This is a genomic window from Amycolatopsis acididurans (assembly GCF_012328925.1).
GTDB classification, from domain to species: Bacteria; Actinomycetota; Actinomycetes; order Mycobacteriales; family Pseudonocardiaceae; genus Amycolatopsis_E; species Amycolatopsis_E acididurans.
The window spans coordinates 24,752-47,879 of the sequence record NZ_JAAXLS010000018.1 but is presented as its reverse complement, the minus strand read 5'-3'; the positions used below and the strand labels follow the sequence as shown (position 1 = coordinate 47,879).

The 23,128-nt window shown below is 68.9% G+C and carries 24 protein-coding genes; 12 read left to right on the top strand and 12 right to left on the bottom strand.

The features are described 5' to 3' along the window. Nucleotides 1-89: 89 nt before the first annotated feature. Nucleotides 90-647, bottom strand: a complete 558-nt coding sequence (locus HFP15_RS23615) for a dihydrofolate reductase family protein (protein WP_168518917.1) — start codon at nucleotides 645-647, stop codon at nucleotides 90-92. A gap of 86 nt (nucleotides 648-733) precedes the next feature. Here HFP15_RS23615 and HFP15_RS23610 point away from each other — a divergent pair, with 86 nt between their 5' ends. Continuing rightward, nucleotides 734-1,195, top strand: a complete 462-nt coding sequence (locus HFP15_RS23610) for a MarR family transcriptional regulator (protein ID WP_210717762.1) — start codon at nucleotides 734-736, stop codon at nucleotides 1,193-1,195. After that, nucleotides 1,192-2,787: a chloride channel protein gene (locus HFP15_RS23605; protein WP_168518915.1), complete on the top strand. Its 1,596-nt coding sequence runs from the start codon at nucleotides 1,192-1,194 to the stop codon at nucleotides 2,785-2,787. Before HFP15_RS23610 ends, HFP15_RS23605 begins: the two co-directional genes overlap by 4 nt. 9 nt (nucleotides 2,788-2,796) lie before the next feature. Here the strand turns inward: HFP15_RS23605 and HFP15_RS23600 are convergent, their stop codons facing one another. Further along, nucleotides 2,797-3,264, bottom strand: a complete 468-nt coding sequence (locus tag HFP15_RS23600; protein WP_168518914.1) for a MarR family winged helix-turn-helix transcriptional regulator — start codon at nucleotides 3,262-3,264, stop codon at nucleotides 2,797-2,799. A gap of 341 nt (nucleotides 3,265-3,605) precedes the next feature. Between HFP15_RS23600 and HFP15_RS23595 the strand changes: the two genes are divergently transcribed. The 3 genes from HFP15_RS23595 (at nucleotide 3,606) to HFP15_RS23585 (ending at nucleotide 6,365) form a co-directional block, all read left to right on the top strand. Then, the gene (locus HFP15_RS23595; protein ID WP_210717761.1) at nucleotides 3,606-4,778 is read left to right on the top strand and encodes a globin domain-containing protein; all 1,173 of its coding nucleotides are present in this window, start codon (nucleotides 3,606-3,608) and stop codon (nucleotides 4,776-4,778) included. Nucleotides 4,779-4,898: 120 nt separating this feature from the next. After that, nucleotides 4,899-5,654 carry a S1 family peptidase gene (locus HFP15_RS23590; RefSeq protein ID WP_168518912.1) on the top strand — a complete coding sequence of 252 codons (756 nt, stop codon included), beginning with the start codon at nucleotides 4,899-4,901 and terminating at the stop codon, nucleotides 5,652-5,654. Nucleotides 5,655-5,666: 12 nt separating this feature from the next. After that, nucleotides 5,667-6,365 carry a dienelactone hydrolase family protein gene (locus tag HFP15_RS23585; RefSeq protein WP_168518911.1) on the top strand — a complete coding sequence of 233 codons (699 nt, stop codon included), beginning with the start codon at nucleotides 5,667-5,669 and terminating at the stop codon, nucleotides 6,363-6,365. Here the strand turns inward: HFP15_RS23585 and HFP15_RS23580 are convergent. From HFP15_RS23580 to HFP15_RS23560, 5 genes are all read right to left on the bottom strand, one after another. Beyond that, nucleotides 6,362-6,796, bottom strand: coding sequence for a heat shock protein transcriptional repressor HspR (locus tag HFP15_RS23580; RefSeq protein ID WP_168518910.1), 435 nt, complete (start codon nucleotides 6,794-6,796; stop codon nucleotides 6,362-6,364). The genes HFP15_RS23585 and HFP15_RS23580 overlap by 4 nt on opposite strands. Further along, nucleotides 6,796-7,980: a molecular chaperone DnaJ gene (gene dnaJ, locus HFP15_RS23575; RefSeq protein WP_168518909.1), complete on the bottom strand. Its 1,185-nt coding sequence runs from the start codon at nucleotides 7,978-7,980 to the stop codon at nucleotides 6,796-6,798. Before dnaJ ends, HFP15_RS23580 begins: the two co-directional genes overlap by 1 nt. A 20-nt stretch (nucleotides 7,981-8,000) precedes the next feature. Beyond that, a complete protein-coding gene (gene grpE, locus HFP15_RS23570) occupies nucleotides 8,001-8,708 on the bottom strand; it encodes a nucleotide exchange factor GrpE (protein ID WP_168518908.1) in 708 nt (235 codons plus the stop codon). After that, nucleotides 8,705-10,558, bottom strand: a complete 1,854-nt coding sequence (gene dnaK, locus HFP15_RS23565) for a molecular chaperone DnaK (RefSeq protein ID WP_168518907.1) — start codon at nucleotides 10,556-10,558, stop codon at nucleotides 8,705-8,707. The genes grpE and dnaK overlap by 4 nt, the downstream gene beginning before the upstream one ends. Nucleotides 10,559-10,725: 167 nt before the next feature. After that, nucleotides 10,726-11,391 (bottom strand): DUF4097 family beta strand repeat-containing protein, encoded by a 666-nt coding sequence (locus HFP15_RS23560; protein WP_168518906.1) that lies wholly within the window; start codon nucleotides 11,389-11,391, stop codon nucleotides 10,726-10,728. 229 nt (nucleotides 11,392-11,620) lie between these two features. Here HFP15_RS23560 and HFP15_RS23555 point away from each other — a divergent pair, with 229 nt between their 5' ends. Then, nucleotides 11,621-12,163, top strand: a complete 543-nt coding sequence (locus HFP15_RS23555) for a YbhB/YbcL family Raf kinase inhibitor-like protein (RefSeq protein ID WP_168518905.1) — start codon at nucleotides 11,621-11,623, stop codon at nucleotides 12,161-12,163. Between the two features lie 15 nt (nucleotides 12,164-12,178). Here HFP15_RS23555 and cynS read toward each other — a convergent pair whose 3' ends face one another. From cynS to HFP15_RS23540, 3 genes are read right to left on the bottom strand one after another with little or no spacing between them, the layout of a single operon-like run. Further along, a complete protein-coding gene (gene cynS / locus HFP15_RS23550) occupies nucleotides 12,179-12,622 on the bottom strand; it encodes a cyanase (protein WP_168518904.1) in 444 nt (147 codons plus the stop codon). Between the two features lie 20 nt (nucleotides 12,623-12,642). Further along, a complete protein-coding gene (locus tag HFP15_RS23545) occupies nucleotides 12,643-13,203 on the bottom strand; it encodes a TetR/AcrR family transcriptional regulator (RefSeq protein WP_168518903.1) in 561 nt (186 codons plus the stop codon). Continuing rightward, nucleotides 13,200-13,526 carry a DMT family transporter gene (locus HFP15_RS23540; protein WP_168518902.1) on the bottom strand — a complete coding sequence of 109 codons (327 nt, stop codon included), beginning with the start codon at nucleotides 13,524-13,526 and terminating at the stop codon, nucleotides 13,200-13,202. Before HFP15_RS23540 ends, HFP15_RS23545 begins: the two co-directional genes overlap by 4 nt. Before the next feature lie 148 nt (nucleotides 13,527-13,674). Here HFP15_RS23540 and HFP15_RS23535 point away from each other — a divergent pair, with 148 nt between their 5' ends. From HFP15_RS23535 to HFP15_RS23510, 6 genes are all read left to right on the top strand, one after another. After that, nucleotides 13,675-15,966 (top strand): (Fe-S)-binding protein, encoded by a 2,292-nt coding sequence (locus HFP15_RS23535; protein ID WP_168518901.1) that lies wholly within the window; start codon nucleotides 13,675-13,677, stop codon nucleotides 15,964-15,966. A 123-nt stretch (nucleotides 15,967-16,089) separates the two neighbouring features. Continuing rightward, on the top strand, nucleotides 16,090-16,719 hold the full coding sequence (locus tag HFP15_RS23530; RefSeq protein WP_168518900.1) for a DUF742 domain-containing protein: 630 nt from the start codon (nucleotides 16,090-16,092) through the stop codon (nucleotides 16,717-16,719). Between the two features lie 20 nt (nucleotides 16,720-16,739). Continuing rightward, complete coding sequence (locus HFP15_RS23525; RefSeq protein WP_168518899.1) at nucleotides 16,740-17,744, top strand: cation diffusion facilitator family transporter; 1,005 nt, start codon at nucleotides 16,740-16,742, stop codon at nucleotides 17,742-17,744. A 206-nt stretch (nucleotides 17,745-17,950) separates the two neighbouring features. Then, on the top strand, nucleotides 17,951-18,547 hold the full coding sequence (locus HFP15_RS23520) for a TetR/AcrR family transcriptional regulator (RefSeq protein WP_168518898.1): 597 nt from the start codon (nucleotides 17,951-17,953) through the stop codon (nucleotides 18,545-18,547). Further along, entirely contained in the window at nucleotides 18,540-20,150 is a 1,611-nt protein-coding gene (locus HFP15_RS23515; RefSeq protein WP_168518897.1) for an acyl-CoA dehydrogenase family protein, read from the top strand. The genes HFP15_RS23520 and HFP15_RS23515 overlap by 8 nt, the downstream gene beginning before the upstream one ends. Beyond that, the gene (locus HFP15_RS23510; RefSeq protein ID WP_168518896.1) at nucleotides 20,147-21,010 is read left to right on the top strand and encodes a 2-dehydropantoate 2-reductase; all 864 of its coding nucleotides are present in this window, start codon (nucleotides 20,147-20,149) and stop codon (nucleotides 21,008-21,010) included. Before HFP15_RS23515 ends, HFP15_RS23510 begins: the two co-directional genes overlap by 4 nt. Here the strand turns inward: HFP15_RS23510 and HFP15_RS23505 are convergent. Further along, on the bottom strand, nucleotides 21,007-22,428 hold the full coding sequence (locus HFP15_RS23505; protein ID WP_168518895.1) for a sugar porter family MFS transporter: 1,422 nt from the start codon (nucleotides 22,426-22,428) through the stop codon (nucleotides 21,007-21,009). The genes HFP15_RS23510 and HFP15_RS23505 overlap by 4 nt on opposite strands. A gap of 109 nt (nucleotides 22,429-22,537) precedes the next feature. Then, complete coding sequence (dcd, locus tag HFP15_RS23500) at nucleotides 22,538-23,119, bottom strand: dCTP deaminase (RefSeq protein WP_168518894.1); 582 nt, start codon at nucleotides 23,117-23,119, stop codon at nucleotides 22,538-22,540. Between the last annotated feature and the right edge of the window lie 9 nt (nucleotides 23,120-23,128).

Genomic DNA, 23,128 nt, shown 5'->3' with positions numbered 1-23,128 from the left:
CCACACTCCATGTCGAAGTCTTGCCTGCTGACAGCCTGCAACACCGGCCGTCGCTATGCATAACGTCAGAAAAGTTGAGTGTGTTCCGCTCAAGTCTGCCGATATCGCAGAAAGACCACCCCATTCGCGAACCGGTGCTGGTCGAGCAGTTCCAGCTCCCGGTGCATGCCGCTGGGCAGGTACGGCTTGCCGCCGCCGACGACGACCGGGTTGAGGAACAGGTGGTACTCGTCCACGAGGCCGGCGCGTACGGCGTGGGCCGCCAGTTCCGGACCGCCGATCTCGATGTCGTGGCCGGTCCGCTCCTTCAGTTCGCGGACCGTGTCCGGCTCGAACGTGCGCTCGATCCGGGTCCGTTTCGTCAGCGGCTCGAGCAGCGTGCCGGAGTAGACGATCTTCTCGGCGGCCTGCCAGATCTGCGCGAAGTCGCGCATCACGGGCGGGCCTTCGGCGAGCGAGGGGTCGGTCTCCCAGACCGCCACCGTCTCATACATCCGGCGCCCGTAGAGGTAGGTGCCGATCGGGCGCTCGAGGTCGTTGATGAACGCGTGCACCTCCTCGTCGGGCGCACTCCAGTCGAACTCGCCGTCGCGGTCGGTGGTGTACCCGTCCAGCGACATGATCCCGCTGTAGATGAGTCGGCCCATGGACTCCATCTTGGCGCAGAACGGAAGTGCGGCGCCCGCCACTTTCTGTTGCCACGAAATAATTGCTCATGACAACATTTGCCGTCGTGAAGACCAGAGATGATGTGGCGGCGTTCGAGGTCCTGACCCGTGCACTGGTCGGGATCTCGCTGGAGAGTCTCGACGTGCTGGACGGGCAGGTGAGCCTGCCCCAGTTCCGTCTGCTGCTCACCCTTGCCGGTCTCGGCCGGGTCCCGTCCACGAAGCTGGCCGGTGAGCTGCGGCAGGGCGCCTCCGCCGTGACCCGCACCGTCGACCGGCTGGCCAAGGCCGGCCTGGTGGAGCGGGGAACCGACGAGCGCAACCGCAGTGTGGTGACCCTCGACGTGACCGAGCGCGGCAGGCGGCTGGTCACCGACGTGCTGGACCGACGGCACGAAATGCTCGCCGCGGTGCTCGACCGGATGTCGCCGGAGCACCACGCGGCGGCCGTCGAAACGGCCGTCGAGTTCTGCCGCAACAGCGACCACGTCCCGGCCGTCGGTGCCGCCGGGCCCCTGCCGCTGTGAGCGCCGTACCGAACCGGGCCGCCCACCTCGGGGACTTCACCCTGCGGCCACGGGTACTGCTGATCACCGCCATCGCCTTCGGCATCGGCGCCGCCTCGGCGGGTGCGGCCTGGACGCTGCTGCACCTCATCGGCCTGGTCACCAACCTCGTCTTCTACCAGCGCGTCGCGTTCGGGCTGGTCTCGCCCGCCGACGCGCATGCGCCGCCGTGGCTCGTACTGCTGGCCCCCGTCGCCGGTGGCCTCGTGGTCGGGCTGATGGCCCGGTTCGGTTCGGAGAAGATTCGCGGCCACGGAATGCCCGAGGCCATCGAGGCGATCCTGGTCGGCGGCAGCCGGGTCTCGCCGCGTGTCGCGGTGCTCAAGCCGGTGTCCGCGGCGATCAGCATCGGCTCGGGTGGCCCGTTCGGTGCCGAGGGACCGATCATCATGACCGGCGGCGCGGTCGGCTCGATCCTCGCCCAGCTGCTCAAGCTGTCCGCGGACGAGCGGAAAACCCTGCTGGTGGCCGGTGCGGCCGGCGGGATGGCCGCGACGTTCAACGCGCCGCTGGCCTCCGTGTTGCTCGCGGTCGAGCTGCTGCTGTTCGAGTGGCGTCCGCGCAGCCTGATCCCGGTCGCCGCCGCCGTGTCGGTCTCCACGGTGTGCCGCGGCTGGCTCCTCGGCGGCAACCCGGTCTTCCCGGTTTCGGCCACCGTGCACCCCGGCGCGCTGCCGACCGCGCTGACGGTGGTGGTCGGGCTGACCGGCGGTGTGCTGGCCATCGGCGCCACCGCGCTGGTCTACCTGGCCGAGGACACGTTCGCCAAGCTGCGGCTGCACTGGATGTGGTGGCCGATGATCGGCGGCGCGGTCATCGGGCTGGGCGGCCTGTTCGAACCCCGCGCGCTCGGCGTCGGCTACGACGTCATCGACACCCTGCTCACCGGCCGCGCGACCATGGGCCTGATCGTCGGCATCCTCACGGTCAAGACGCTGATCTGGGCACTGTCACTGGGCTCCGGCACCTCGGGCGGCGTGCTCGCGCCGGTGTTCATGATCGGCGGGGCGCTGGGTGCGCTCGAAGGAATGGTGCTGCCGCAGGTCTTCCCCGGCTTCTGGGCGCTGGCCGGCCTGGCCGCGGTCGTCGGCGGGGTCATGCGCTCGCCGCTGACCGGGGTCGTGTTCACGCTGGAGCTGACCCACGCGTGGAGCGATCTGCTGCCGTTGCTGATCGCCTCGGTGTCGGCCTACCTGGTGTCGGCGCTGGTGCTCAAACGGTCCGTGCTCACCGAGAAGATCGCGCGCCGTGGCCTGCACCTGACCCGCGAGTACAGCACGGACCCGCTGGAGACGTTCTTCGCGCACGAGGTCATGACCGAGGGCGCGGGGCGGCCGGCCGAGGGCGAGACGGTGGTGTTCCCCGAGAACACGCTGCGCGAGGTGGCGAACATCTTCGCCGAGCATTCGATCACCGAGGCACCCGTCGTCGATCCCGCCGAACCGGGCCGGACGCTGGGCGTCATCACGCTCGATCAGCTCCTGCACGCGCGGCGGCACGACCTCGAAGAGGAACGGCGTCGTGAGCGCCTGCTGCCCGCCGCGACCGGGTGAGCGGCGGGTTCAGGCCATCCCGCCGACGGGGCGGACGGCGGCGCGCAGCGCCTCGTTCATCAGCTCCAGCCGCTGCGTCAGCGCGGTGACCTCGTCATCGGTCCAGTCGTGCAGGGCGCCGCGGACGAAGTCGATGTGCTGCTGACGCCAGCGCTTCATCATGGCCTCGCCGGCCGCCGAGACACTTACCAGTGCGGCGCGGCCGTCCTCCGGGGCGGGGCGCCGGTCGATCAGGCCGGCGGCGGCAAGCTGCGCGATCTGCCTGCTCACCACCGAGATGTCGACCATCTTGCGTTTCGCCAGCTCGGACGGCCTGGATTCGCCGTGCTGCATGAGATCGCTCAGCAGCATCGCGGCCGCGGGATGCAGCCCGCCCTCCTCGCTCTGCCAGGACTGGCTGATCCAGGCGTGCTGGAGCTGTCCGGCGACGCGCAGTTGCCGCATCAGTTCGAGGCTCGCGTCCTCGCTGAGGGTCATCCGGGCCTCCGCTGAAGCATTATTGGTTGTCACATACAACTATACTGCTGCTAACAGGATAAAGCGGGCATCGTATAGGTGAGGCGGGTCACCCAGTCGATATTGTTCTGCCACCCGGACGGAGCAACTCTGCGGGCAAAACGCCCAGGTGCGGTTACTCTGCGACCTAAACCCTTCCCACTTTCAGGCAGATTATTGACTGATGAGGGTGGAATATTCGTGATCGTTTCACGCAGTAGTCGCCCTCCTGGCCTGCTGCTGCGCTGCGAACCGCTGCTATTGCGCGTTCGTGAATAATCGAGCCCGAGCATGAACGCGCACCCCGGAGCACTACGACAGCCATGACCGCCGAACCCGTCAGTCCCGTCCCCCGGTCCGTACACCGGGTGGCGCCGCCGGCCGTTACCGCAATGGTCCGGCTCATTCGGGATTCCTGGGCGAAGGCCGAGCCGTACCTGCCGGAAGTGACGCAGTTCTTCTACGGGATGCTGTTCACCCTCGCCCCGGCCACGCGCGACTTCTTCCCCATCAACATGGAAGTGCAGCGCAACCGGATGGTGCGCGCACTGGTGCACGTGGTGCAGATGGTCGACCAGCCCGACGATCTGGTGCCGTTCCTGCGCCAGCTCGGCCGCGACCACCGCAAGTTCGGCGTCATCCCCAAGCACTACGAGGCGATCGGCACGGCGCTGCTCGCCGCGATGAAGACCCAGCTGGGCCCGGACTGGACGCCCGACGTCGAACGGGCGTGGGCCGAGGCGTTCACGATCATCGCGCGGCAGATGCAGGAGGCCGCCGCCTCCGACACCAACCCGCCGAACTGGTCCGGGCTGGTCGCCGATCACCGCAGGCTGAGCTGGGACCTGGCGATGGTGCGCGTGGAACCGGAGGCGGAGATCCCGTTCTTCGCCGGGCAGTACCTGAGCGTCGAGGTGCCGCAGCGGCCGCGGCTGTGGCGCTACCTGTCGCCGGCGAACGCGCCGCGGCCCGACGGCTCGCTGGAGTTCCACGTCCGCGCGGTCGACGGCGGCTGGGTGTCGCGTGCGATCGTGAGCCACACCCAGAAGGGCGACGTCTGGCGGATCGGGCCGCCGGTGGGACGGCTCTCGATCGACCGGGAGTCCGGCCGGGACGTGCTGATGGTGGCGGGCGGCACCGGGATCGCGCCCATGCAGTCGCTGCTCGACGGGCTGGCCCAGTGGGGCGAGAACCCGAAGGTGCGGTTGTTCTACGGCGGCCGCACGCGCGACGACCTGTACGCGCTGGAGGGCCTTCGCATGATGGCCTCGTGCAATCCGTGGCTGACGATCACGCCCGTGGTCGAGAGCGGCCCGGCGCCGGCCGGGGGCGAGCAGGGCATGCTGGCCGACGTCGTCACGAAGTTCGGCGCCTGGCCGGGATGCGACGTACTGGTGTCGGGTTCTCCCGCGATGATCAGGGCGACGGTCTCGCGAATGCTCGTCGCGGGCACCGCGCTGGACCAGATCCGCTACGACCCGTTCACGATCGACTGACGACCTGCTTCGCTCATTCGAGCACCAGTTGGTGAATCACTTTCAGGTGAAGATCAAGAACCGCTACGATCCGGTTGAACACGGTTCGTAGTAGTTCTGCCCTCATCTGGAGGACCCTGTATGCGTTTGCGCGCCGCGCTGTCCGCCGCTCTGCTCACCGCCGGTGTCGTGCTGGCCACCGCCGCGCCCGCCGGCGCCGTCGCGAACGGCGCGGACGTGCCGGAGGGCAGGTACGAGTTCGCCGCGAAGCTCACCATGCCCGAGATCCCGAACGCCGACGGCACGACGTACGCCAGTGCCTGCTCGGCCGCGCTGATCGCGCCGCAGTGGATCATCACCGCCGGGCACTGCTTCCACGACGTCGACCGCAACCCGGTCTCCGGGCCGGTGCCGTACGCGACCTCCGTGCTGCTCGGCACGACGGCGCAGGAAGACGGCGCCGGCGAGACCCGCAACGTCACCGAGGTGCGGCAGTCCGGCAAGAACGACGTCGCGCTCGCGAAACTCGACAAGCCCGTCACCGATATCGAGCCGCTGTCGGTCGACGGCTCGGCGCCGACCGTCGGCCAGCGGGTCACCCTCGCCGGATGGGGCAGCCTGACCTCGACCAACCCCGCCCCGTCGACCAAGCTGCAGCAGGGCATCATGCGCGTGTCCGAGGTCGCCGCGACGTCCGTGGGCGTGGTGGGCCTCGCCCCGCGGCGCACCACGAGCGCCTGCCCCTACGACTCGGGCGCGCCCTATTTCGTGCCGGACGGCGACGGCGGCAAACTCGTCTCGGTCGAGTCCACCGGCCCGGACTGCCCGCACGCGGACGCCGAGACCACCTCGCGCGTCGACGTCATCGCGGACTGGATCGCCTCCTACACCGAGTGAGAGTCTCTGGCCATGGACATTCCCGTGAAGGACGGCACCATCCGTGGTTACCTCGCCCAGCCCGTCAAGGAGGCGGCGGGTGATCCGCCGTGGCCGGGCGTGGTGGTCGTGCACGACGCACTCGGGCTGACCGACGACGCGCGCAACATCACCGACCGGTTCGCCACGGCCGGGTTTCTGGCGCTGAGCCCGGACCTGTACTCCCGCGGCGGATTCGTGCGGTGCGTCAAATCGGTGTTCAGCGAAATGGCCGCGGGCAAGGGACGTGCGTTCGACGACCTCGACGCCGCGCGCGGAGCGCTGGCCGGCAGGCCGGACTGCACCGGCAAGGTCGGTGTGGTGGGGTTCTGCATGGGCGGCGGCTTCGCGCTCGTCGGCGCGACCCGCGGCTTCGACGCCTCCGCGCCCTACTACGGGCAGCTGCCCAAGGATCTGTCCATTCTGGACGGTGCGTGCCCGGTGGTGGCGAACTTCGGGAAGAAGGACCCATCGTTGCGGGGCGCCGCCGCGAAACTGGAACGCGAGCTGTCCGACCGCGGGATTCCGCATGATGTCAAGGAATATCCCGACGCCGGGCACAGCTTCGCCAACCAGTTCCATCTCGGCCCGCTCAACGTGCTCGGGAAGATCGTCGGCTTCAGCTACCACCGCGAATCCAGCGAGGACTCCTGGCGCCGGGTCCTCGCCTTCTTCGCCGAGCACCTGCGTTAGCGCCTGCGGCGGCCCGGCTTCCAGACGACGAGTGCCGTCTCCTGCCGCACCGGGACCAGGTCCTTGCGGTAGGAGGCGTGCACCGCGGCGGCGGCCTGTTCGGCCGCCGCGTACGCGGCCGCCAGTTCTTCGGTGAGCTCACCGATCCGGGCGCGCAGCGCATCGACCTGGTTCTCCAGCTCGATGATGCGTTTGACCCCGGCGAGGTTCACCCCGTCCTCTTGGGACAGTCGCTGCACCTCGCGAAGCAACGCGATGTCCCGCATCGAGTAGCGGCGGCCGCCACCGGCGCTGCGGCCCGGCGAGACCAGCCCGAGCCGGTCGTAGGACCGCAGCGTCTGCGCGTGCAAGCCGGACAGCTGTGCCGCCACCGAGATCACGAAAACCGGAGTGTCCTCGTCGGCCCCGTGGGGCAGCCCACCGAACGTCATCACCGCTCCCCGAGCATCTTCGTGATTTCCGGCCTCGGATCGTGCTTGGCCGCGGCCTCAGCGAACTTCTCGAGCGCTTCCTGCTCGGCCGCGTCCAGCCGCGACGGCACCGCGACCTGAAGCGTCACCAGCAGGTCGCCCTGCGAACCGTCGCGCTTGTGGATGCCCTTGCCGCGCACCCGCAGCACCCGGCCGTTGCCGGTACCGGCGGGCACCTTCAGCGACACCCTCCCGTCCAGCGTCGGCACGGTCACCGTGGCGCCCAGCGTCAGCTCCGGGAAGCTGACCGGCAGGGTGATCGTCAGGTCGTTGCCCGACCGGCCGAACACCGGATGCGGGGCGACGTGCACGCGGACGTAGAGGTCACCGGCGGCCGCGCCGCCGCGGCCCGGCTCGCCCTGACCGGCCAGCCGGATCCGCTGGTTGTCGTCCACACCGGCGGGCACCCGGACGGTGAGCGTCCTGGTCTGCGTGCTGATGCCCTCGCCGCCGCACTCCGGGCACGGGTCGTCGATGATCTTGCCGCGGCCACGGCAGTCGCGGCACGGCTCGGAGAACGCGAACGCGCCCTGGCTCCGGCTCACCAGCCCCGAACCACCGCAGGTCGGGCAGGTCCTCGGCGTGGTGCCCGGCCGCGCGCCGTTGCCGTGGCACGTGCCGCAGGTGGCCGGGCTCGACAGCCGCAGCGGCAGGGTCGCGCCCTTGACCGCCTCGGCGAAGTCGATCCGGACGTCGGTCTCGACGTCCGCGCCCCGCTGGCCCCTGGCCGCGGTACCGGCCGCACCCGCCGAACCCCGGCGCCCGAACAGGCCGCCGAGGATGTCGCCGAGCCCGCCGAACCCACCGCCGCCGGCACCACCGGCCGCCTGGCCGAACAGGTCGCTCATGTCGAACGTGCCCGAACCGCCGCCGCCGGGGAAGTTGAACGTGCCCGTGCCGGCACCCGCGCCGAACAGGCGGCGTGCCTCGTCGTACTCCTTGCGCTTGGCAGGGTCCGACAGCACGCCGTAGGCCTCGGACACCGCCTTGAACTTCTGCTCTGCCTCCGCGTTACCCGGGTTGGCGTCGGGGTGGTTCTCCCGCGCCAGCTTGCGGTAGGCCTTCTTGATCTCGTCCTGAGACGCGTCGGAGGAGACGCCCAGCTCTCGGTAGAAGTCCTTACCGATCCACTCACGAGCACTCACCGGACGTCTCCTCCTTTCCGCTATTGCTGGTTGTTCTCATTCGACAGTTGCTCCACCGGCAGCTCGCCCTCGACGGGCGCGTCGACCGGCGCCGCCTCGGCCGCGCCCGGCTCGTGGTCGGTCACCCCGACCAGCGCCGCACGCAGCACGCGGTCACCGAACTGATAGCCGCGGCGAAGCACGGTGGTCACCGTCGGCCCGGACACCTCCGGTGAGGTGCTGTGCTGCACGGCCTCGTGCACGCTCGGGTCGAAGGGCTCGCCCTCCGTGCCGAACGGAGTGAGGCCCGCGCGCTGCAGGCCGGCCACGAGCTTGTCCGCGACCGCCTTGAACGCACCGGTGAGATCACCGTGCTGCTCGGCTCGTTCGAGGTCGTCGAGCAGTGGCAGCAGGTCCGCGACCACGCCGGCCTTGGCGTTGTTCACCACGGTCTCGCGGTCCCGGTCGACCCGTTTGCGGTAGTTGGCGTACTCCGCCTGCAACCGCTGCAGATCGGCGGTGCGCTCGGCCAGCTGCTTCTCGACGTCCGACTCGGCGGCGACCGCCTCGTCCACGATGGACTCCCCGAGGGACGGCCCGGAGCCCTCCGTGGGCTCCGGAGCCGCCGTCTCGGGCTGCTGGCGCACCTGACCGGTCTCGGGGTCTATCTTGCGACGATCCCTTACCACCACAGGCTCGGCTACCTCCCGTTCCTGTTCCTCGGTCTCCCGGAAGTGCTTGCCAGTCACTTCTTCTCGTCCTCGTCGACGATCTCGGCGTCCACCACGTCGTCGGCCTTGGCCGAGGAGGAGGATCCGGCGTCGGCGCCACCGGCCGCACCGGCCTCACCCGACTGCTGGGCGTTCGCGTAGAGGGCGGTGCCCAGTTCCTGCGAAGCGCTGTTCAGCTTCTCGATTGCCGCGGAGATCGCCGCCGTGTCGGTGCCCTTGAGCGCCTCGTTGGCCTCGTCGATCGCGGTCTTGACCTTGCCCTTGATGTCCTCGGGCAGCTTGTCCTCGTTGTCCTTGACGAACTTCTCGGTCTGGTAGACCAGCGTCTCGGCCTGGTTGCGGGTCTCGGCCTCCTCGCGGCGCTTCTTGTCCTCCTCGGCGTGCGCCTCGGCGTCCTTGACCATCCGGTCGATGTCATCCTTCGGCAGCGCGGAGCCACCGGTGATGGTCATCGACTGTTCCTTGTTGGTGCCGAGGTCCTTCGCGGTCACGTGCACGATGCCGTTGGCGTCGATGTCGAAGGTGACCTCGATCTGCGGCACGCCACGCGGGGCCGGGGGCAGCCCGGTCAGCTCGAACATGCCGAGCTTCTTGTTGTGCGCGGCGATCTCGCGCTCGCCCTGGAAGACCTGGATCTGCACCGACGGCTGGTTGTCGTCCGCCGTGGAGAAGATCTCCGACCGCTTGGTGGGAATCGTCGTGTTGCGCTCGATGAGCTTGGTGAACACGCCGCCCTTGGTCTCGATGCCCAGCGACAGCGGGGTCACGTCCAGCAGCAGGACGTCCTTGACCTCACCCTTGAGCACGCCGGCCTGCAGCGCCGCGCCGACCGCGACGACCTCGTCCGGGTTCACGCCCTTGTTGGGCTCCTTGCCGCCGGTCAGCTCCTTGACCAGGTCGGTGACGGCGGGCATACGGGTCGAGCCACCGACGAGCACCACGTGGTCGATCTGGCCGACCGAGATGCTCGCGTCACGGATCACGTTGTTGAACGGCGCCTTGGTGCGGTCCAGCAGGTCGGAGGTGATCCGCTGGAACTCGGCGCGCGAGAGCGTCTCGTCCAGGAACAGCGGGTTCTTGTCCGCGTCGACCGTGATGTAGGGCAGGTTGATGTTCGCGCTGGACGAGCTGGACAGCTCGATCTTGGCCTTCTCCGCGGCCTCGCGGATGCGCTGCAGCGCCATCCGGTCCTTGGTCAGGTCGATGCCGTTGGAGGCCTTGAACTTGTCCACCAGCCAGTCGACGATGCGCTGGTCCCAGTCGTCACCACCGAGGTGGTTGTCACCGCTGGTGGCGCGGACCTCGACGACACCCTCGCCGATCTCCAGCAGCGACACGTCGAACGTACCGCCACCGAGGTCGAAGACCAGGATGGTCTGCTCCTTCTCGCCCTTGTCCAGCCCGTAGGCCAGCGCGGCCGCGGTGGGCTCGTTGACGATGCGGAGCACGTTCAGCCCGGCGATCTGCCCGGCCTCCTTGGTGGCCTGCCGCTGTGCGTCCTCGAAGTAGGCGGGGACCGTGATGACCGCGTCGGTGATCTCCTCACCGAGGTAGGACTCGGCGTCGCGCTTGAGCTTCATCAGCACGCGGGCGCTGATCTCCTGCGCGGTGTAGCCCTTGCCGTCGATCTCGGTCTTCCAGTCGGTACCGATGTGCCGCTTGACCGAACGGATCGTGCGGTCCACGTTGGTGACGGCCTGGTTCTTGGCAGGCTGCCCGGTCAGCACCTCGCCGTTCTTGGCGAAGGCGACGATCGACGGGGTGGTCCGGGAGCCTTCGGAGTTGGCGATGACCGTCGGCTCGCCGCCCTCAAGGACAGCTACGACCGAGTTAGTCGTACCGAGGTCGATGCCGACCGCTCGCGCCATGTTCTTTCCTCCTGATATACGCTGCTTGAGCTGCGGTATCGCGCCCACGTTGAGCGGGCCTCGCTCAAGTTCTATCTCGGCGTCCCGCTCCCGTCAAACCAGACTTGAGCCGGGGGCGCTCAACCTTTCTGCCAGTCTAACGATGGGGTTCGCGATGTTGTTCCCGGCTAGGCCGGGCTCAGCGTCACGCGTCCGCTGTCGGCCTGCAGGTGCAGCGTGTGGGTGCCCGCCGGGTCGTCGCCGATGCCGACCTGCTGCTCGCCCGAGTCGGTCGTGACCTGCACGCGGTAGCGATCCCGCGGCACGACGACGTTCACGTCCCCGCTGTCGGCCTCGGCCGTCACGTCCTGCGGCGAACTCAGCCGGACCTGGATCCGGCCGGAGTCGGCGCGGACGTTGACCGGACCGGTGCTGTCGAGCACCGTCACGTCCCCCGAACGTGCGGTTACGTTGGTCGCGGCCAGGCCCTGGAGCCGGATTTCACCGGAGTTGCCGTCTCCGCTCACCGTGGTGCCGCGCGGCACGACCACGTCGTAGTCCACGCTGCAGCCGCCGCCGCAGCCGGCGAGGACGAGCTGGTTGCCGGTGACCTGGAAGGCGTCGCCGGGCGTGCCGTGCCGGTACCGGAAGCTCTGATGCACGGTCGTGCCTCCGACGTCCCCGGCGTGAATGCGGACGTCGGAGGAGTCGACGTCGAGGCGCACCGAGGTGATGGCCTGGCCCACCCTGCTGTCGAGGATGCTCGAGGAGGCCGGCGACCACCAGCCGAACCCGATGGCCGCACCGACGCCGATCAACGCGACGCCACCTATCGCAAGTACCGGCCTTGCCATTGCGTCCTCCCCAGTGTCTTGCGGGACACCCGCACCCGTTTCGGTCCTCCTCGCGATCGCTCCTTCGTCGCGCTCGCTACGTGCGGGCCTCGGTGTCAGCTTTGATGTGCGGCCAACGCTAAAACCGGGTAAGCAGGCAGGGCATCAGGGAACGCCCCCGGTTCCACCCTGGGGTTACCCCTACTCACTAGGGTTCCTGCTGCAACAGGTAGCGCGAAGAGGAGGATCGATGGCACAACCGCCCAACCCGTACGACTTCCTGCCCACCGTGCCGAGCTTCACCGTCCGCAGTGACGACGTCGCCGACGGCCAGACGATGGCGGCCCCGTTCCTGAGCGGGATCTTCGGCGTCCCCGGTGGTGAGGACCGTTCGCCGCACCTGGCGTGGGAGGGCTTCCCCGCCGAGACGAAGAGCTTCGCCGTCACCTGCTACGACCCGGACGCGCCGACCGCCAGCGGCTTCTGGCACTGGGCCGTGTTCAACATCCCCGCCTCCGTCACCGAGCTGGCCTCGGGCGCCGGCGACGCGAACGGTTCGGGTCTGCCCGCCGGCGCCGTCTCGCTCAACCACGACGGCGGGATCAAGCAGTACCTCGGCGCGGCGCCGCCTCCCGGCCACGGCGCACACCGCTACATCTTCGTCGTGCACGCCGTGGACGTGGACAAGCTCGACATCCCCGAGAACGCGACGCCCGCGTTCCTCGGCTTCAACCTCTTCGGCCACACCCTCGCCCGCGCGGTGATCACGCCGATCTACGAGAACAAGGGCTGAGGCTCACGTCGGTGGTCACCACTGGTACGGCAGGAACTTGCCGTCCAGGGTGACCACCACGCGGTCGCCTGCCGGGTCCGGCACGCGCTTGACGTCGAGCCGGAAGTTGATCGCGCTCATGATCCCGTCGCCGAACTGCTCGTGGATCAGTTCCTTGATCGTCGGGCCGTAGACCTGCAGCACCTCGTAGAAGCGGTAGATCGTCGGATCGGTGGGCACGGGCGAGTCCAGCGCGCCGCGCGTCGGCTGGAGCCGCAGCGCCGTCACGGTGTCCGCGTCGAGTTCGAGGATCTCCCCGGCGCGCGCGGCCTGCTCCTTGGTCAGCGGATGCTGGCCGAGCAGTGCCGCGGTGGTCCAGGCGAGCGGCGTGCCGAGCGCCTCGGCGAGATCGGCCCAGGTCAGTCCGAGCCGCACCTTGGCGGCGAGCACGGCGTCGGCGGCTTCTTTCTTCGTCGTCATGCCCGCTGATGTTGCCCGATTCAGCGCGGCCTCAACAGGTACTCGACCGCGGGACGCAGTTCTTCCGCCGTTGGTGGCTCGTCGTCGATGAGGCCCTGGATGAGCAGCCCGTCGATACCGGCGAGGAAGGCGCGCAGCGCCACCAGGTCGTCCGGCCGGACCATCGACGTCAGCACGTCCAGCCAGCGCCGCGCAGCCGGGCGCAGTTCGGGCCGCCGCGCGGCCAGCAGGTACAGCTCGTACTCGGCCATCGTGCGGCCGCGCCGCGGTCCGAGCGCCTCGGCGAGCAGCGAGGCGACCTCGTCGGCGCCGAGGCTGCCGCGCGAACGGGCCCGGTCGATCGTCCAGTAGACCTCGGTGGCCATGTCCTTGGCGCACGCGATGAGGGTCGCCACGAGCAGGTCGTTCAGGCTCGCGAAGTGGTAGGTAGTCGACGTCGTCGGCACCCCGGCCTCGGCGGCGACCGTGCGGTGCGTGACCCCGGCGACCCCGTCCCGCTCGATCACCCGCAGCGTCGCGTCGATGAGCTCCTGACGCCGCTTGTCGCCGCGCACCTTGCGCCCGTCGCGCTGCCCCTTCATTGCGCGGCCCCCAGTTCGAGCAGCACCACCCCGCCGATGATCAGCACGAGCCCGCCGATCATGGTCAGCGTCATCTGCTCCTTGAGGAAGACCGCGCCGATGATCGCGACCAGTGCGACCCCGGCTGCGGACCAGATCGCGTAGGCGACGCCGATCGGCATGCCCAGCTTCAGTACCAGCGACAACGCCGTGAACGCGACACCGTAGCCGATCACCACGATGATGGATGGGCCGAGTTTCGAGAATCCCTCGGACAGCTTGAGCGACACGGTGCCGATGACCTCGGCGACGATCGCCAGCGCGAGCAGCAGATATGGAGCCACGGTGCCAAACTACCGGTACGATCGTCCCGATTTCTAGGGAGTCGTACACCACATCGGTGGGACTTGGGGCGCGTTTATCGATTACTCATCGGTAAGCCCGGTTAGGCTCCCGCCAACCACCACGTACACGGACGAAAGGCCCCTGATCATGGGTGCTCTGCAGATCACACTCGGTGTGGTCGGCGTCGCCATAAGCATCGTCGCTTGGATCATTTTCGTCGCGGGCGTCGTGCGGATGGTCCGCATCATTCGCCTCGGCCAGCCCGATCCGACCCGCAACGGCCCGTTCGGTCCGCGACTCGGCACGCTGATCAAGGAGTTCGCCGCGCACACGCGGATGAACAAGTTCCGCCATGTCGGCCCCTGGCACTGGATGGTCATGTGGGGCTTCCTCATCGGGTCGCTGGCCTGGTTCGAGGCCTACGGCGAGACGTTCAGCCCGCACTTCCACTGGCCGATCATCGGCGCGTGGGAACCCTGGCTGCTGCTGACCGAACTGCTCGGCCTCGGCACCGTGATCGGTGGTCTCGTGCTGGTCGTCATCCGCCAGCTCAACCACCCGCGCCGCGCCGACCGGCAGTCTCGCTTCGCCGGTTCGAACTTCGGGCAGGCCTACTTCGTCGAGGCCGTGGTGATCATCGAGGGCCTCGGCATCCTCGGTGTGAAGGCGTTCAAGATCTCCAGCGGGATCGAGGACCCGGCGCTGTGGAGCAGCTTCGTCACCAAACCGCTGGCCGAGATCCTGCCCGCCAGCACGACGGCGGTGACGATCACCGCGCTGGTCAAGCTGCTGTCCGGCATGGTGTGGCTGCTCGTCGTCGGGCGCAAGCTCACGATGGGTGTCGCCTGGCACCGGTTCAGCGCGTTCTTCAACATCTACTTCAAGCGCGAGGACGACGGCGCCGTCGCGCTGGGCAAGCTCAAGCCGATGATGAGCGAGGGCAAGCCGCTCGACTTCGAAGAGGCCGACCCGGAGAAGGACGTCTTCGGCGCCGGCCAGATCGAGGACTTCAGCTGGAAGGGCTGGCTGGACTTCACCACCTGCACCGAATGCGGCCGCTGCCAGTCGCAGTGCCCCGCGTGGAACACCGGCAAGCCGCTGTCCCCGAAGCTGGTCATCACGCAGCTGCGCGACCACGCCTATGCGAAGGCGCCGTATCTGCTCGCGGGCGGCAAGCGTGACATGGCCGGTGACGAGATCGGCCTGACCGGCGACAACCCGCACGCCGGTATCGACGTGCTCGCGCTGGCCGAGTCCGAGCGCCCGCTCATCGGGGGGCCCGACGAGAACGGCGTGATCGACCCCGATGTGCTGTGGTCGTGCACCACGTGTGGCGCCTGCGTCGAGCAGTGCCCGGTGGACATCGAGCACGTCGACCACATCGTCGACATGCGCCGCTACCAGGTCATGATCGAGTCGAACTTCCCGACCGAGCTGAACGGGATGTTCAAGAACCTGGAGAACAAGGGCAACCCGTGGGGCCAGAACGCCAAGGACCGGCTGGCCTGGACCGAGGACCTCGAGTTCGAGGTGCCGGTGTTCGAGGGCGAGCTCGGCGACGCCGAGTACCTGTTCTGGGTCGGCTGCGCCGGGGCGTTCGAGGACCGCGCCAAGAAGACGACGCGGGCGGTCGCGGAGCTGCTGCACATCGCCGACGTCAAGTACACGGTGCTCGGCCCGGAGGAGACCTGCACCGGTGACCCGGCCCGCCGCGCGGGTAACGAGTTCCTGTTCCAGATGCTCGCGCAGCAGAACGTCGAGGTGCTCAACTCGGTGTTCGAGGACCGGCCGCCGCTGGAACGCAAGATCGTCGTCACGTGTGCGCACTGCTTCAACACGCTCGCGAACGAGTACCCCGAGCTGGGTGGCCAGTTCGAGGTCGTGCACCACACCCAGCTGCTGAACCGGCTGGTGCGGGAGAAGCGCCTGGTGCCGGTCGCGCCGATCGCGGACGACGTGACCTACCACGACCCGTGCTACCTGGGTCGCCACAACAAGGTCTACGACGCGCCGCGTGAGCTGGTCGGGGCCTCGGGCGCGCAGTTCCGCGAGATGCCGCGGCACGGCGACCGCTCGATGTGCTGTGGCGCAGGCGGTGCGCGCATGTGGATGGAAGAGAAGATCGGCAAGCGCATCAACATCGACCGCGTGGACGAGGCACTCGGCACGGCGCCGTCGAAGATCGCGACCGGTTGTCCCTTCTGCCGCGTGATGCTGACCGACGGTGTGACCGCGCGCCAGAGCGACGGCAAGGCGAGCGAGAAGGTCGAGGTCGTGGACGTCTCGCAGCTGCTGCTGCAGGCCGTGAAGCGCCGCCCGCAGCCGGAGTCGGAAGCCGTCGACGCCGGTTTGCCCGCCCCGGAAGCGGATCCGCTCGAGGCCGACGTCTCCACCGACAAGGTTTCGACCGGCACACCGCTCCCCACCGAAGACAAGTGAGGCTGCCCCCTCCAGGGCGCGTTCGCGCTCTGGAGGGGGTCGACAGCCGGGTTATTCTGGTCACCTCGCAGCCACCGCTGTCCGCGAGCCATTTCTTGATCGTGTGCGAACGGGGCCCACACAATGCGCCAACCTGCAGAGGACGGATCGGCTGAGCAGCCGCCCGCCGCTCGTGCCGGTGCGCGCTTTCCCTCCGCCAAAGCACTCGAACGCTACGCCGAGGAGCCCATGCGGGTCCCGCGTGGCGAACGTCACCCCGAAGAAGAGTCCCACCTTTCCGGTGCTCGTTTCGCGACGGAGAAACAAATAGAGAAGCTGGACAGCACCGAAGAACTTCCGCCGGCGCCGGAGATCAAACCGTCGCCGGTGCCGCGGCAGCGTCCGCAGCCGCGATTCGACGTGGTCGAGGACATCGACGGGCCACGCGTGCGCCCCTACGTGCTGACCGGCGGACGCACCCAGGCGAGCTACGAACTCGCGCTGGAGACGATGGTTTCCTTGCGTGCGGACGGAAACTGGACCGGTCCCGCGCTCAACACCGAGTATCAGCCCGTGCGCGTGCTGTGCCGGACCCCGCAGTCGGTCGCCGAGGTCGCCGCCTCGCTGTCGGTTCCGCTCGGCGTGGCCCGCGTGCTCATCAGCGATATGGCCGAACTCGGACTGCTGCACATCCACGGCACCGAGCGCACCGCCGAGGGCCGCCCGCCGATGGCGCTCATGCGCCGCGTCCTGGACGGCCTGCAACGGCTCTGACGCCGAAATAGGATCGCCAGGTGACCGACCAAGCGGCGCCCAAGGGCGAGAGCACCCTTACCGTCGTCCTTGCCGGGGGTGTGAACCTGGCGATCGCGATCATGAAAGCGGTCGCGGGCATCCTGACCGGTTCCGGAGCGCTGTTGTCCGAGGCGGCGCATTCGGTCGCGGACACCTTCACCGAGATCCTGTTGTTGACGGCCCTGCGCCGCTCCGCGAAGCCCGCCGACCGGCTCCATCCCTTCGGTTACGGCAAGGAGCGGTACTTCTGGTCGCTGCTCGCCGCGGTGTCGATCTTCGCGTCGGGCGCGATGTTCTCCTTCTACGAAGGCTTTTCGACGGTGTTCGGCGAGCCGAAGCCGCAGGAGAACCCGCTGATCGGCTACATCGTGCTGGCGCTTGCCTTCGTCATGGAAGGGGTGTCGTGGCTGCAGGCGTCGCGGCAGGTGCGGCGCGAGGCGGCCGAACAGAAGCGCACCATCTGGGAGTACCTGCGCCTGGTGGACGATCCGGCGCCCAAGTCGGTGTTCCTGGAGGACTCCGCCGCGCTGATCGGTCTGGTAATCGCCTTCCTCGGGCTGTTCCTGCACCACGTGACCGGTTCGGCGGTGTGGGACGGGCTCGCCTCGATCATGATCGGTCTGCTGCTGGCATGCGTCGCCTACAGCCTCGGCCTGACGAACCTGCGGCTGCTCATCGGCAGGCAGGCGGATCCGGTGGTCGTGCGCGGGATCCGGGAGCAGCTCGCGGCGGCGCCGGAGATCGAGGCCGTCGTCGATCTGCAGACGATGCTGCTGGGCACCGATCTGATCCTGGTGTGCACGCGCGTCGACTTCGACGACTCACTCGGCGCGTCCGATGTGGAGCGCGCGTGCGTGCGGATCGCCGCGGAGCTGCACGAGAGGTTCGACGACGTCAACGAGGTGTTCATCGAGCCGGTGCCGCGCACCGACCCCGAGCTGCGCGCCGCGGTGCTGGCCCGCTACGGCGACCTGGCACACCGCTTCGGCCACCCCACCCCCTAACCCCCGCGAGTCCACCCTTCCGCGCGCCCGAGTCGGGCTTTCCGTGCGCCCGAGTCGGGTGTTGTGTGGGTGCGAGTCGGGCTTTCCGTGCGCCCGAGTCGGGCGTTCTGCGCGCGCGAGTCGTGGTTGACCTTCCACTCAGCGGCCCCGCGAATACCGTTCGTGCACCCTTGCCTGAAGCTATGAATCAGTGGTTCACTTCTTGCGTGCCGTACCGACGAACCCCGCGGGTCCAGGCCCGGCTGGACGCACAGCGAGCGGCGATCCTCGACGCCGCCGGTGAGCTGCTGGCCGAGCGCGGCTACGCGGGCTGCTCGGTCGCCGCGGTCGCCGAGCGGGCAGGTGTGGCCACCGGCAGTGTGTACAAGCACTTCCCCGGCAAGGCCGACCTGGTCGTGGAGCTGTTCCGCGGCATCGTCAACCACGAGGTCGACGCCGTCACCGCCGCCGCCGAACTGCCCGGCGACCCGGCCGAGCGCGTGGTCGCGGTGTTCGAGACGTTCGCCAACCGTGCGCTCAAGGCGCCACGCCGCGCCTACGCGCTGCTGGCCGAGCCGGTCGACCCGGCCATCGAGGCCGAGCGCATCGTGTTCCGGCGGGTGTTCCGCGACGTCGTCGCCCGGCACATCAGCGAGGGCGTCCGCACCGGCCAGCTCCCGGCGCAGGACGCCGGGCTGACCGCCGCGGCGCTCGTCGGCTCGGCCACCGAGGTCCTCATCGGGCCGCTCACCACCGACAGCACCGACGCGATCGGCGCACTGCGCACGTTCATCCTGCGTTCCTTGGGAGGTTCCCATGCCTGACACCCACGAGGTCCTCAACCAGGTCCCGCGGCTGGTCGACTACGACGTCGCCGAGGACGCCGCCCTGCTCGCGGGGCTGCGCCGCGAGGGCGCGGCCTGGGCCGAGGACGAGGTGCACGAACTCGGCCGCCTCGCCGGCAGCGCGAAGGGGCAGGAGTGGGGCCGCGTCGCCAACGAGAACCCGCCGAAACTGCTTACGCACGACCGATACGGGCACCGGATCGACGAGGTCGAGTTCCACCCGTACTGGCACGAGCTGATGAACGTCGCGGTGTCACACGGCCTGCACGCGGCGCCGTGGCGGGACGACCGCGCGGGCGCGCACGTCGCGCGTGCCGCGAAGGTGCTGGTGTGGAACCAGGCCGAGGGCGGGCACGTCTGCCCGATCTCCATGACGTACGCGGCCGTTCCGGCGCTGCGGTTCAACCCGGAACTGGCCGCGGTGTACGAACCGCTGCTCGCCTCCCGCGAGTACGATTTCGGCCTGCGCGTGCCCACCACGAAACGCGGACTCATCGCGGGCATGTCGATGACGGAAAAGCAGGGCGGCTCCGATGTCCGCGCGAACACCACCACGGCCACGCCTTCCGGGGACGGCAGCTACACCCTGACCGGGCACAAGTGGTTCACCTCCGCGCCCATGTCGGACGTGTTCCTGACGCTGGCGCAGGCCCCGGGCGGGCTGTCCTGTTTCCTGCTGCCGCGCGTGCTGCCTGACGGCTCCCGCAACCGGATCTTCCTGCAGCGCTTGAAGGACAAGCTCGGCAACAAGTCCAACGCCTCGTCCGAGATCGAGTACGACGGTGCCGTCGGCTGGCTGGTCGGCGAGGAGGGGCGCGGGGTTCCGACGATCATCGAGATGGTCAACAACACCCGGTTGGACTGCGTTCTCGGCACGACTTCCCTGATGCGCCAAGGGGTCGTGTACGCGACGCACCATGCGGCGCACCGCCGCGCGTTCGGTGAGCGGCTGATCGACCAGCCCGCGATGGCGAACGTGCTGGCGGACCTGGTGGTCGAGTCCGAGGCGGCCACGACGGTCGCGATGCGGCTGGCCGGTGCCACCGACGATCCGGCCCAGGCCGAGTTCCGCAGGCTGGCGCTCGCGGTGACGAAGTACTGGGTGTGCAAGCGGGGTCCCGCGCATTCCGCGGAGGCGCTGGAATGCCTTGGCGGCAACGGTTACGTCGAGGACTCGGGTATGCCCCGGCTCTACCGCGAAGCGCCACTGCTGTCCATTTGGGAGGGTTCGGGCAACGTCGCGGCACTGGATGCCCTGCGCGCCATGGGCAAGCAGCCGGAGACGGTCGAGGCGTTCTTCGCCGAACTCGACCTCGCCGCCGGTGCCGACGCGCGGCTGGACGACGCGATCGCCCGGCTGCACAAGGAAATGTCGGATCTGGACGACATCCAGTTCCGGGCCCGCCGCCTGGTCGAGATGATGGCGCTGACGTTGCAGGGTTCGCTGCTCGTGCGTTTCGCCCCGAAGGCGGTCGCCGACGCGTTCTGCGCCTCCCGCCTCGGCGGCGACTGGGGCATCGCGTTCGGCACGCTTCCGGCGGGCACCGACACCGCCGCGATCGTCGAACGGGCTCGCGTGTGACTGTCGCCGTAGTCGGCATGGGCGCGGTCGGTACGGCACTCGCGGGCGCGCTGGCCGAGGCCGGTCATCGGATACTGGCCTGCGGCAGCAAACCCTTGGAGCGCATCGAAATCATCGACCACGACGGGACTCGCCAGTACCCGGTGCGCTGGCTCGCGTCGGCCGAGCAGGCCGAGCCGGTCGAGTGGGTCGTGCTGGCCACGAAGATGCACCAGACCGCGTCGGCCGAACCGTGGCTGCGCGCGCTCACCTCGCGGCACACGCGCGTTGTGGCGGCGCAGAACGGGGTGGATCACGTCGACCGCGTCGGGCCGCTCGTCGCCGGCGCCGTCGTACCCGCGCTGGTCTACATCAACGCCGAACGGACCGGTCCCGGCCAGGTGCGCGCCCGGCACACCGATCGCGATCTCGTGGTGCCCGGCGACGACGACGGCCGCGCGACGGCGGAGCTGTTCGCGACCAGCGGCCTGCGAGTCGAGGCGGACCCGGACTTCCGCACCGCGGCGTGGCTGAAGCTGCTGACCAACGTCGTCGCCAACCCGATCACCGCGCTCACCGGACGCCGGGTCGAGGTGCTTCGCGAACCCGAGGTCGCGACGCTCGCCGAAAAGCTCCTGCGGGAGACGGTCGCGGTGGGCCGGGCCGAGGGTGCCTCGCTGACCGAACAGGATGCGGACAAGGCGCTGTCGTGGCTGCGCGGGATCGCGCCGGACAGCACCTCGTCGATGTTGCAGGACAGGAAGGCCGGCCGGACGCTCGAGTACGACGGGCTCACCGGGGCGGTGGTCCGGCTCGGCGACAAGCACGGCCTCCCTGTCGAGGCCAACCGGGCGCTGCTGGCCCTGCTGTCGGCGCTTTAGTCGATCTCCTCCAGCGCGGTGCCCTTGGTCTCCCGCACGAACTTCAGCGCGAACGGGATCGACAGCAACGCGAAGGCGGCGTAGATCCAGTACGTCACCGACAGGTTCCAGCCCGCCATGCTCGGGAAGCTGACGGTGACCACCCAGTTCGCGACCCAGTTCGCCGCGGTGCCGATAGCCAGCGCGGCGCTGCGGATGCGCAGCGGGAACATCTCGCCGAGCATCACCCACAGGATGACGCCCCAGGACATCGCGAACGAGATCACGAAGACGTTGGCGAACACCAGCGCGATCGGGCCCCACGCCCCCGGCAGGCTCAGCTCGCCGTTGACGGTCTGCGCGTTGCCGAACGCGATCGCCGCGACACCGAGGCCGACGAGCATGCCGACCGAGCCGATGAGCAGCAGCGGTTTGCGGCCGACCCGGTCGATGAAGGCGATTGCGATGAACGTGCCGATGATGTTGATGACCGGGCTGACCATCGAAATCAGCAGCGAGTCGGTGTTCTGGCCGACCGAGTGCCACAGCGTGTCCGAGTAGTAGAAGATGACGTTGATGCCGACGAACTGCTGGAACACGGCGAGCGCGATGCCGACCCAGACGATCGGCAGCAGCCCGAACTTGCCGCCCACGAGGTCGCGCACCTTCGACTTGCGCTCGGTGCGCAGGCCGGCGCGGATGTCCTCCAGCTTGGCGTCGACGTCGCCGCCCTCGACCTCGGCCAGCACCTTGCGTGCCCTGGCGGTCTTGCCGATCGAGAGCAGATAGTGCGGCGACTCGGGGATGGTCGAGGCGAGTACGAAGTAGATGATCGCGGGGACGGCGGCTGCACCGAGCATCCACTGCCACGGTTCGATCCCGCCGAGCGAACCGTTGAGATCGTGCGAACCGTCCGCACCCAGCGGCGCGAGATCCTTGATGACCCAGTTGACCAGCGCGGACACCCCGATGCCGAGCACGATCGCGAGCTGTTGCAGCGACGCGAGCCTGCCCCGGTACGCGGGCGGGGCGACCTCGGCGATGTAGGCCGGGCCGATCACCGACGCGACGCCGATCGCGATGCCGCCGACGACGCGCCAGATCGCGAGGTCCCACACGCTGAACGGGAACATCGCCCCGATCGCGCTGACGAGGAACAACACCGCGGCCAGCTGCATCGTGCGGATGCGGCCGATGCGGTCGGACAGCATCCCGCCGAACCAGGCGCCGACCGCGGATCCGATCAGTGCGCTGGAGACGGTCAGCCCGGTGACGCCGTCACCGACGTTGAAGTGGTTCTGGATGCCGAGTACTGCGCCGTTGATGTTCGAGCTGTCGTAGCCGAACAGGAACCCGCCGACCGCCGCGGCACCGGCGATGAAGACGACGTGGGCGAGATGTTGTTGACCGGCTCGCTCCCCGGTCGTGCTGAGACTCACGGTCCCTGCCTCCCTTGCCCCGAGACTTTCCTCCTTTCGGAGCAACAGAGGAATTGGTCCAGTCCATACCGGACCAATGGGTGACAAGTTTCACCGCATCAGGGAGGTTTCAGCGCCAGGTGTCGACGCGGTGGAAGTTCTTGTAGGCGCGGCTGGGCGTGGGGCCGCGTTGTCCCTGGTACCGCGAGCCGACCTCGGCGGAGCCGTAGGGGAACTCGGCCGCGCTGGTCAGCCGGAACAGGCACAGCTGGCCGATCTTCATGCCCGGCCACAGCGTGATCGGCAGGTTGGCCACGTTGGACAGCTCGAGCGTGATGTGGCCCGAGAAGCCGGGGTCGATGAACCCGGCGGTGGAGTGCGTGAGCAGCCCGAGGCGGCCGAGCGAGGACTTGCCCTCGAGCCGTCCCGCGAGGTCGTTGGGCAGGCTGACCAGCTCGAACGTCGAGGCGAGCACGAACTCGCCGGGGTGCAGGACGAACGGGTCGTCGCCCTCCTTCTCGACCAGCGACGTCAGCTCGTCCTGCTGCCGGGACGGGTCGATGTGGGTGTACTGGCTGTTGTTGAACACCCGGAAGAAGCGGTCCAGCCGCACGTCGACGCTCGACGGCTGCACCATCGTGGGGTCGAACGGATCGATCCCCAGCCGTCCGGCTTCGACTTCTTTACGCAGGTCGCGGTCACTGAGCAGCACCGGCATACC

Excerpts from the sequence above, each read along its gene's own strand:
- HFP15_RS23515 (WP_168518897.1), top strand. The coding sequence starts at position 18,540 with ATGCCTGACACCCACGAGGTCCTCAACCAGGTCCCGCGGCTGGTCGAC.
- HFP15_RS23555 (WP_168518905.1), top strand. The coding sequence starts at position 11,621 with ATGGCACAACCGCCCAACCCGTACGACTTCCTGCCCACCGTGCCGAGC.
- HFP15_RS23560 (WP_168518906.1), bottom strand. The coding sequence starts at position 11,391 with ATGGCAAGGCCGGTACTTGCGATAGGTGGCGTCGCGTTGATCGGCGTC.
- HFP15_RS23590 (WP_168518912.1), top strand. The coding sequence starts at position 4,899 with ATGCGTTTGCGCGCCGCGCTGTCCGCCGCTCTGCTCACCGCCGGTGTC.
- cynS (WP_168518904.1), bottom strand. The coding sequence starts at position 12,622 with ATGACGACGAAGAAAGAAGCCGCCGACGCCGTGCTCGCCGCCAAGGTG.
- HFP15_RS23580 (WP_168518910.1), bottom strand. The coding sequence starts at position 6,796 with ATGACGTTCGGTGGGCTGCCCCACGGGGCCGACGAGGACACTCCGGTT.
- HFP15_RS23545 (WP_168518903.1), bottom strand. The coding sequence starts at position 13,203 with ATGAAGGGGCAGCGCGACGGGCGCAAGGTGCGCGGCGACAAGCGGCGT.
- dnaK (WP_168518907.1), bottom strand. The coding sequence starts at position 10,558 with ATGGCGCGAGCGGTCGGCATCGACCTCGGTACGACTAACTCGGTCGTA.
- HFP15_RS23615 (WP_168518917.1), bottom strand. The coding sequence starts at position 647 with ATGGGCCGACTCATCTACAGCGGGATCATGTCGCTGGACGGGTACACC.
- HFP15_RS23585 (WP_168518911.1), top strand. The coding sequence starts at position 5,667 with ATGGACATTCCCGTGAAGGACGGCACCATCCGTGGTTACCTCGCCCAG.
- HFP15_RS23595 (WP_210717761.1), top strand. The coding sequence starts at position 3,606 with ATGACCGCCGAACCCGTCAGTCCCGTCCCCCGGTCCGTACACCGGGTG.
- HFP15_RS23535 (WP_168518901.1), top strand. The coding sequence starts at position 13,675 with ATGGGTGCTCTGCAGATCACACTCGGTGTGGTCGGCGTCGCCATAAGC.
- HFP15_RS23600 (WP_168518914.1), bottom strand. The coding sequence starts at position 3,264 with ATGACCCTCAGCGAGGACGCGAGCCTCGAACTGATGCGGCAACTGCGC.
- HFP15_RS23530 (WP_168518900.1), top strand. The coding sequence starts at position 16,090 with ATGCGCCAACCTGCAGAGGACGGATCGGCTGAGCAGCCGCCCGCCGCT.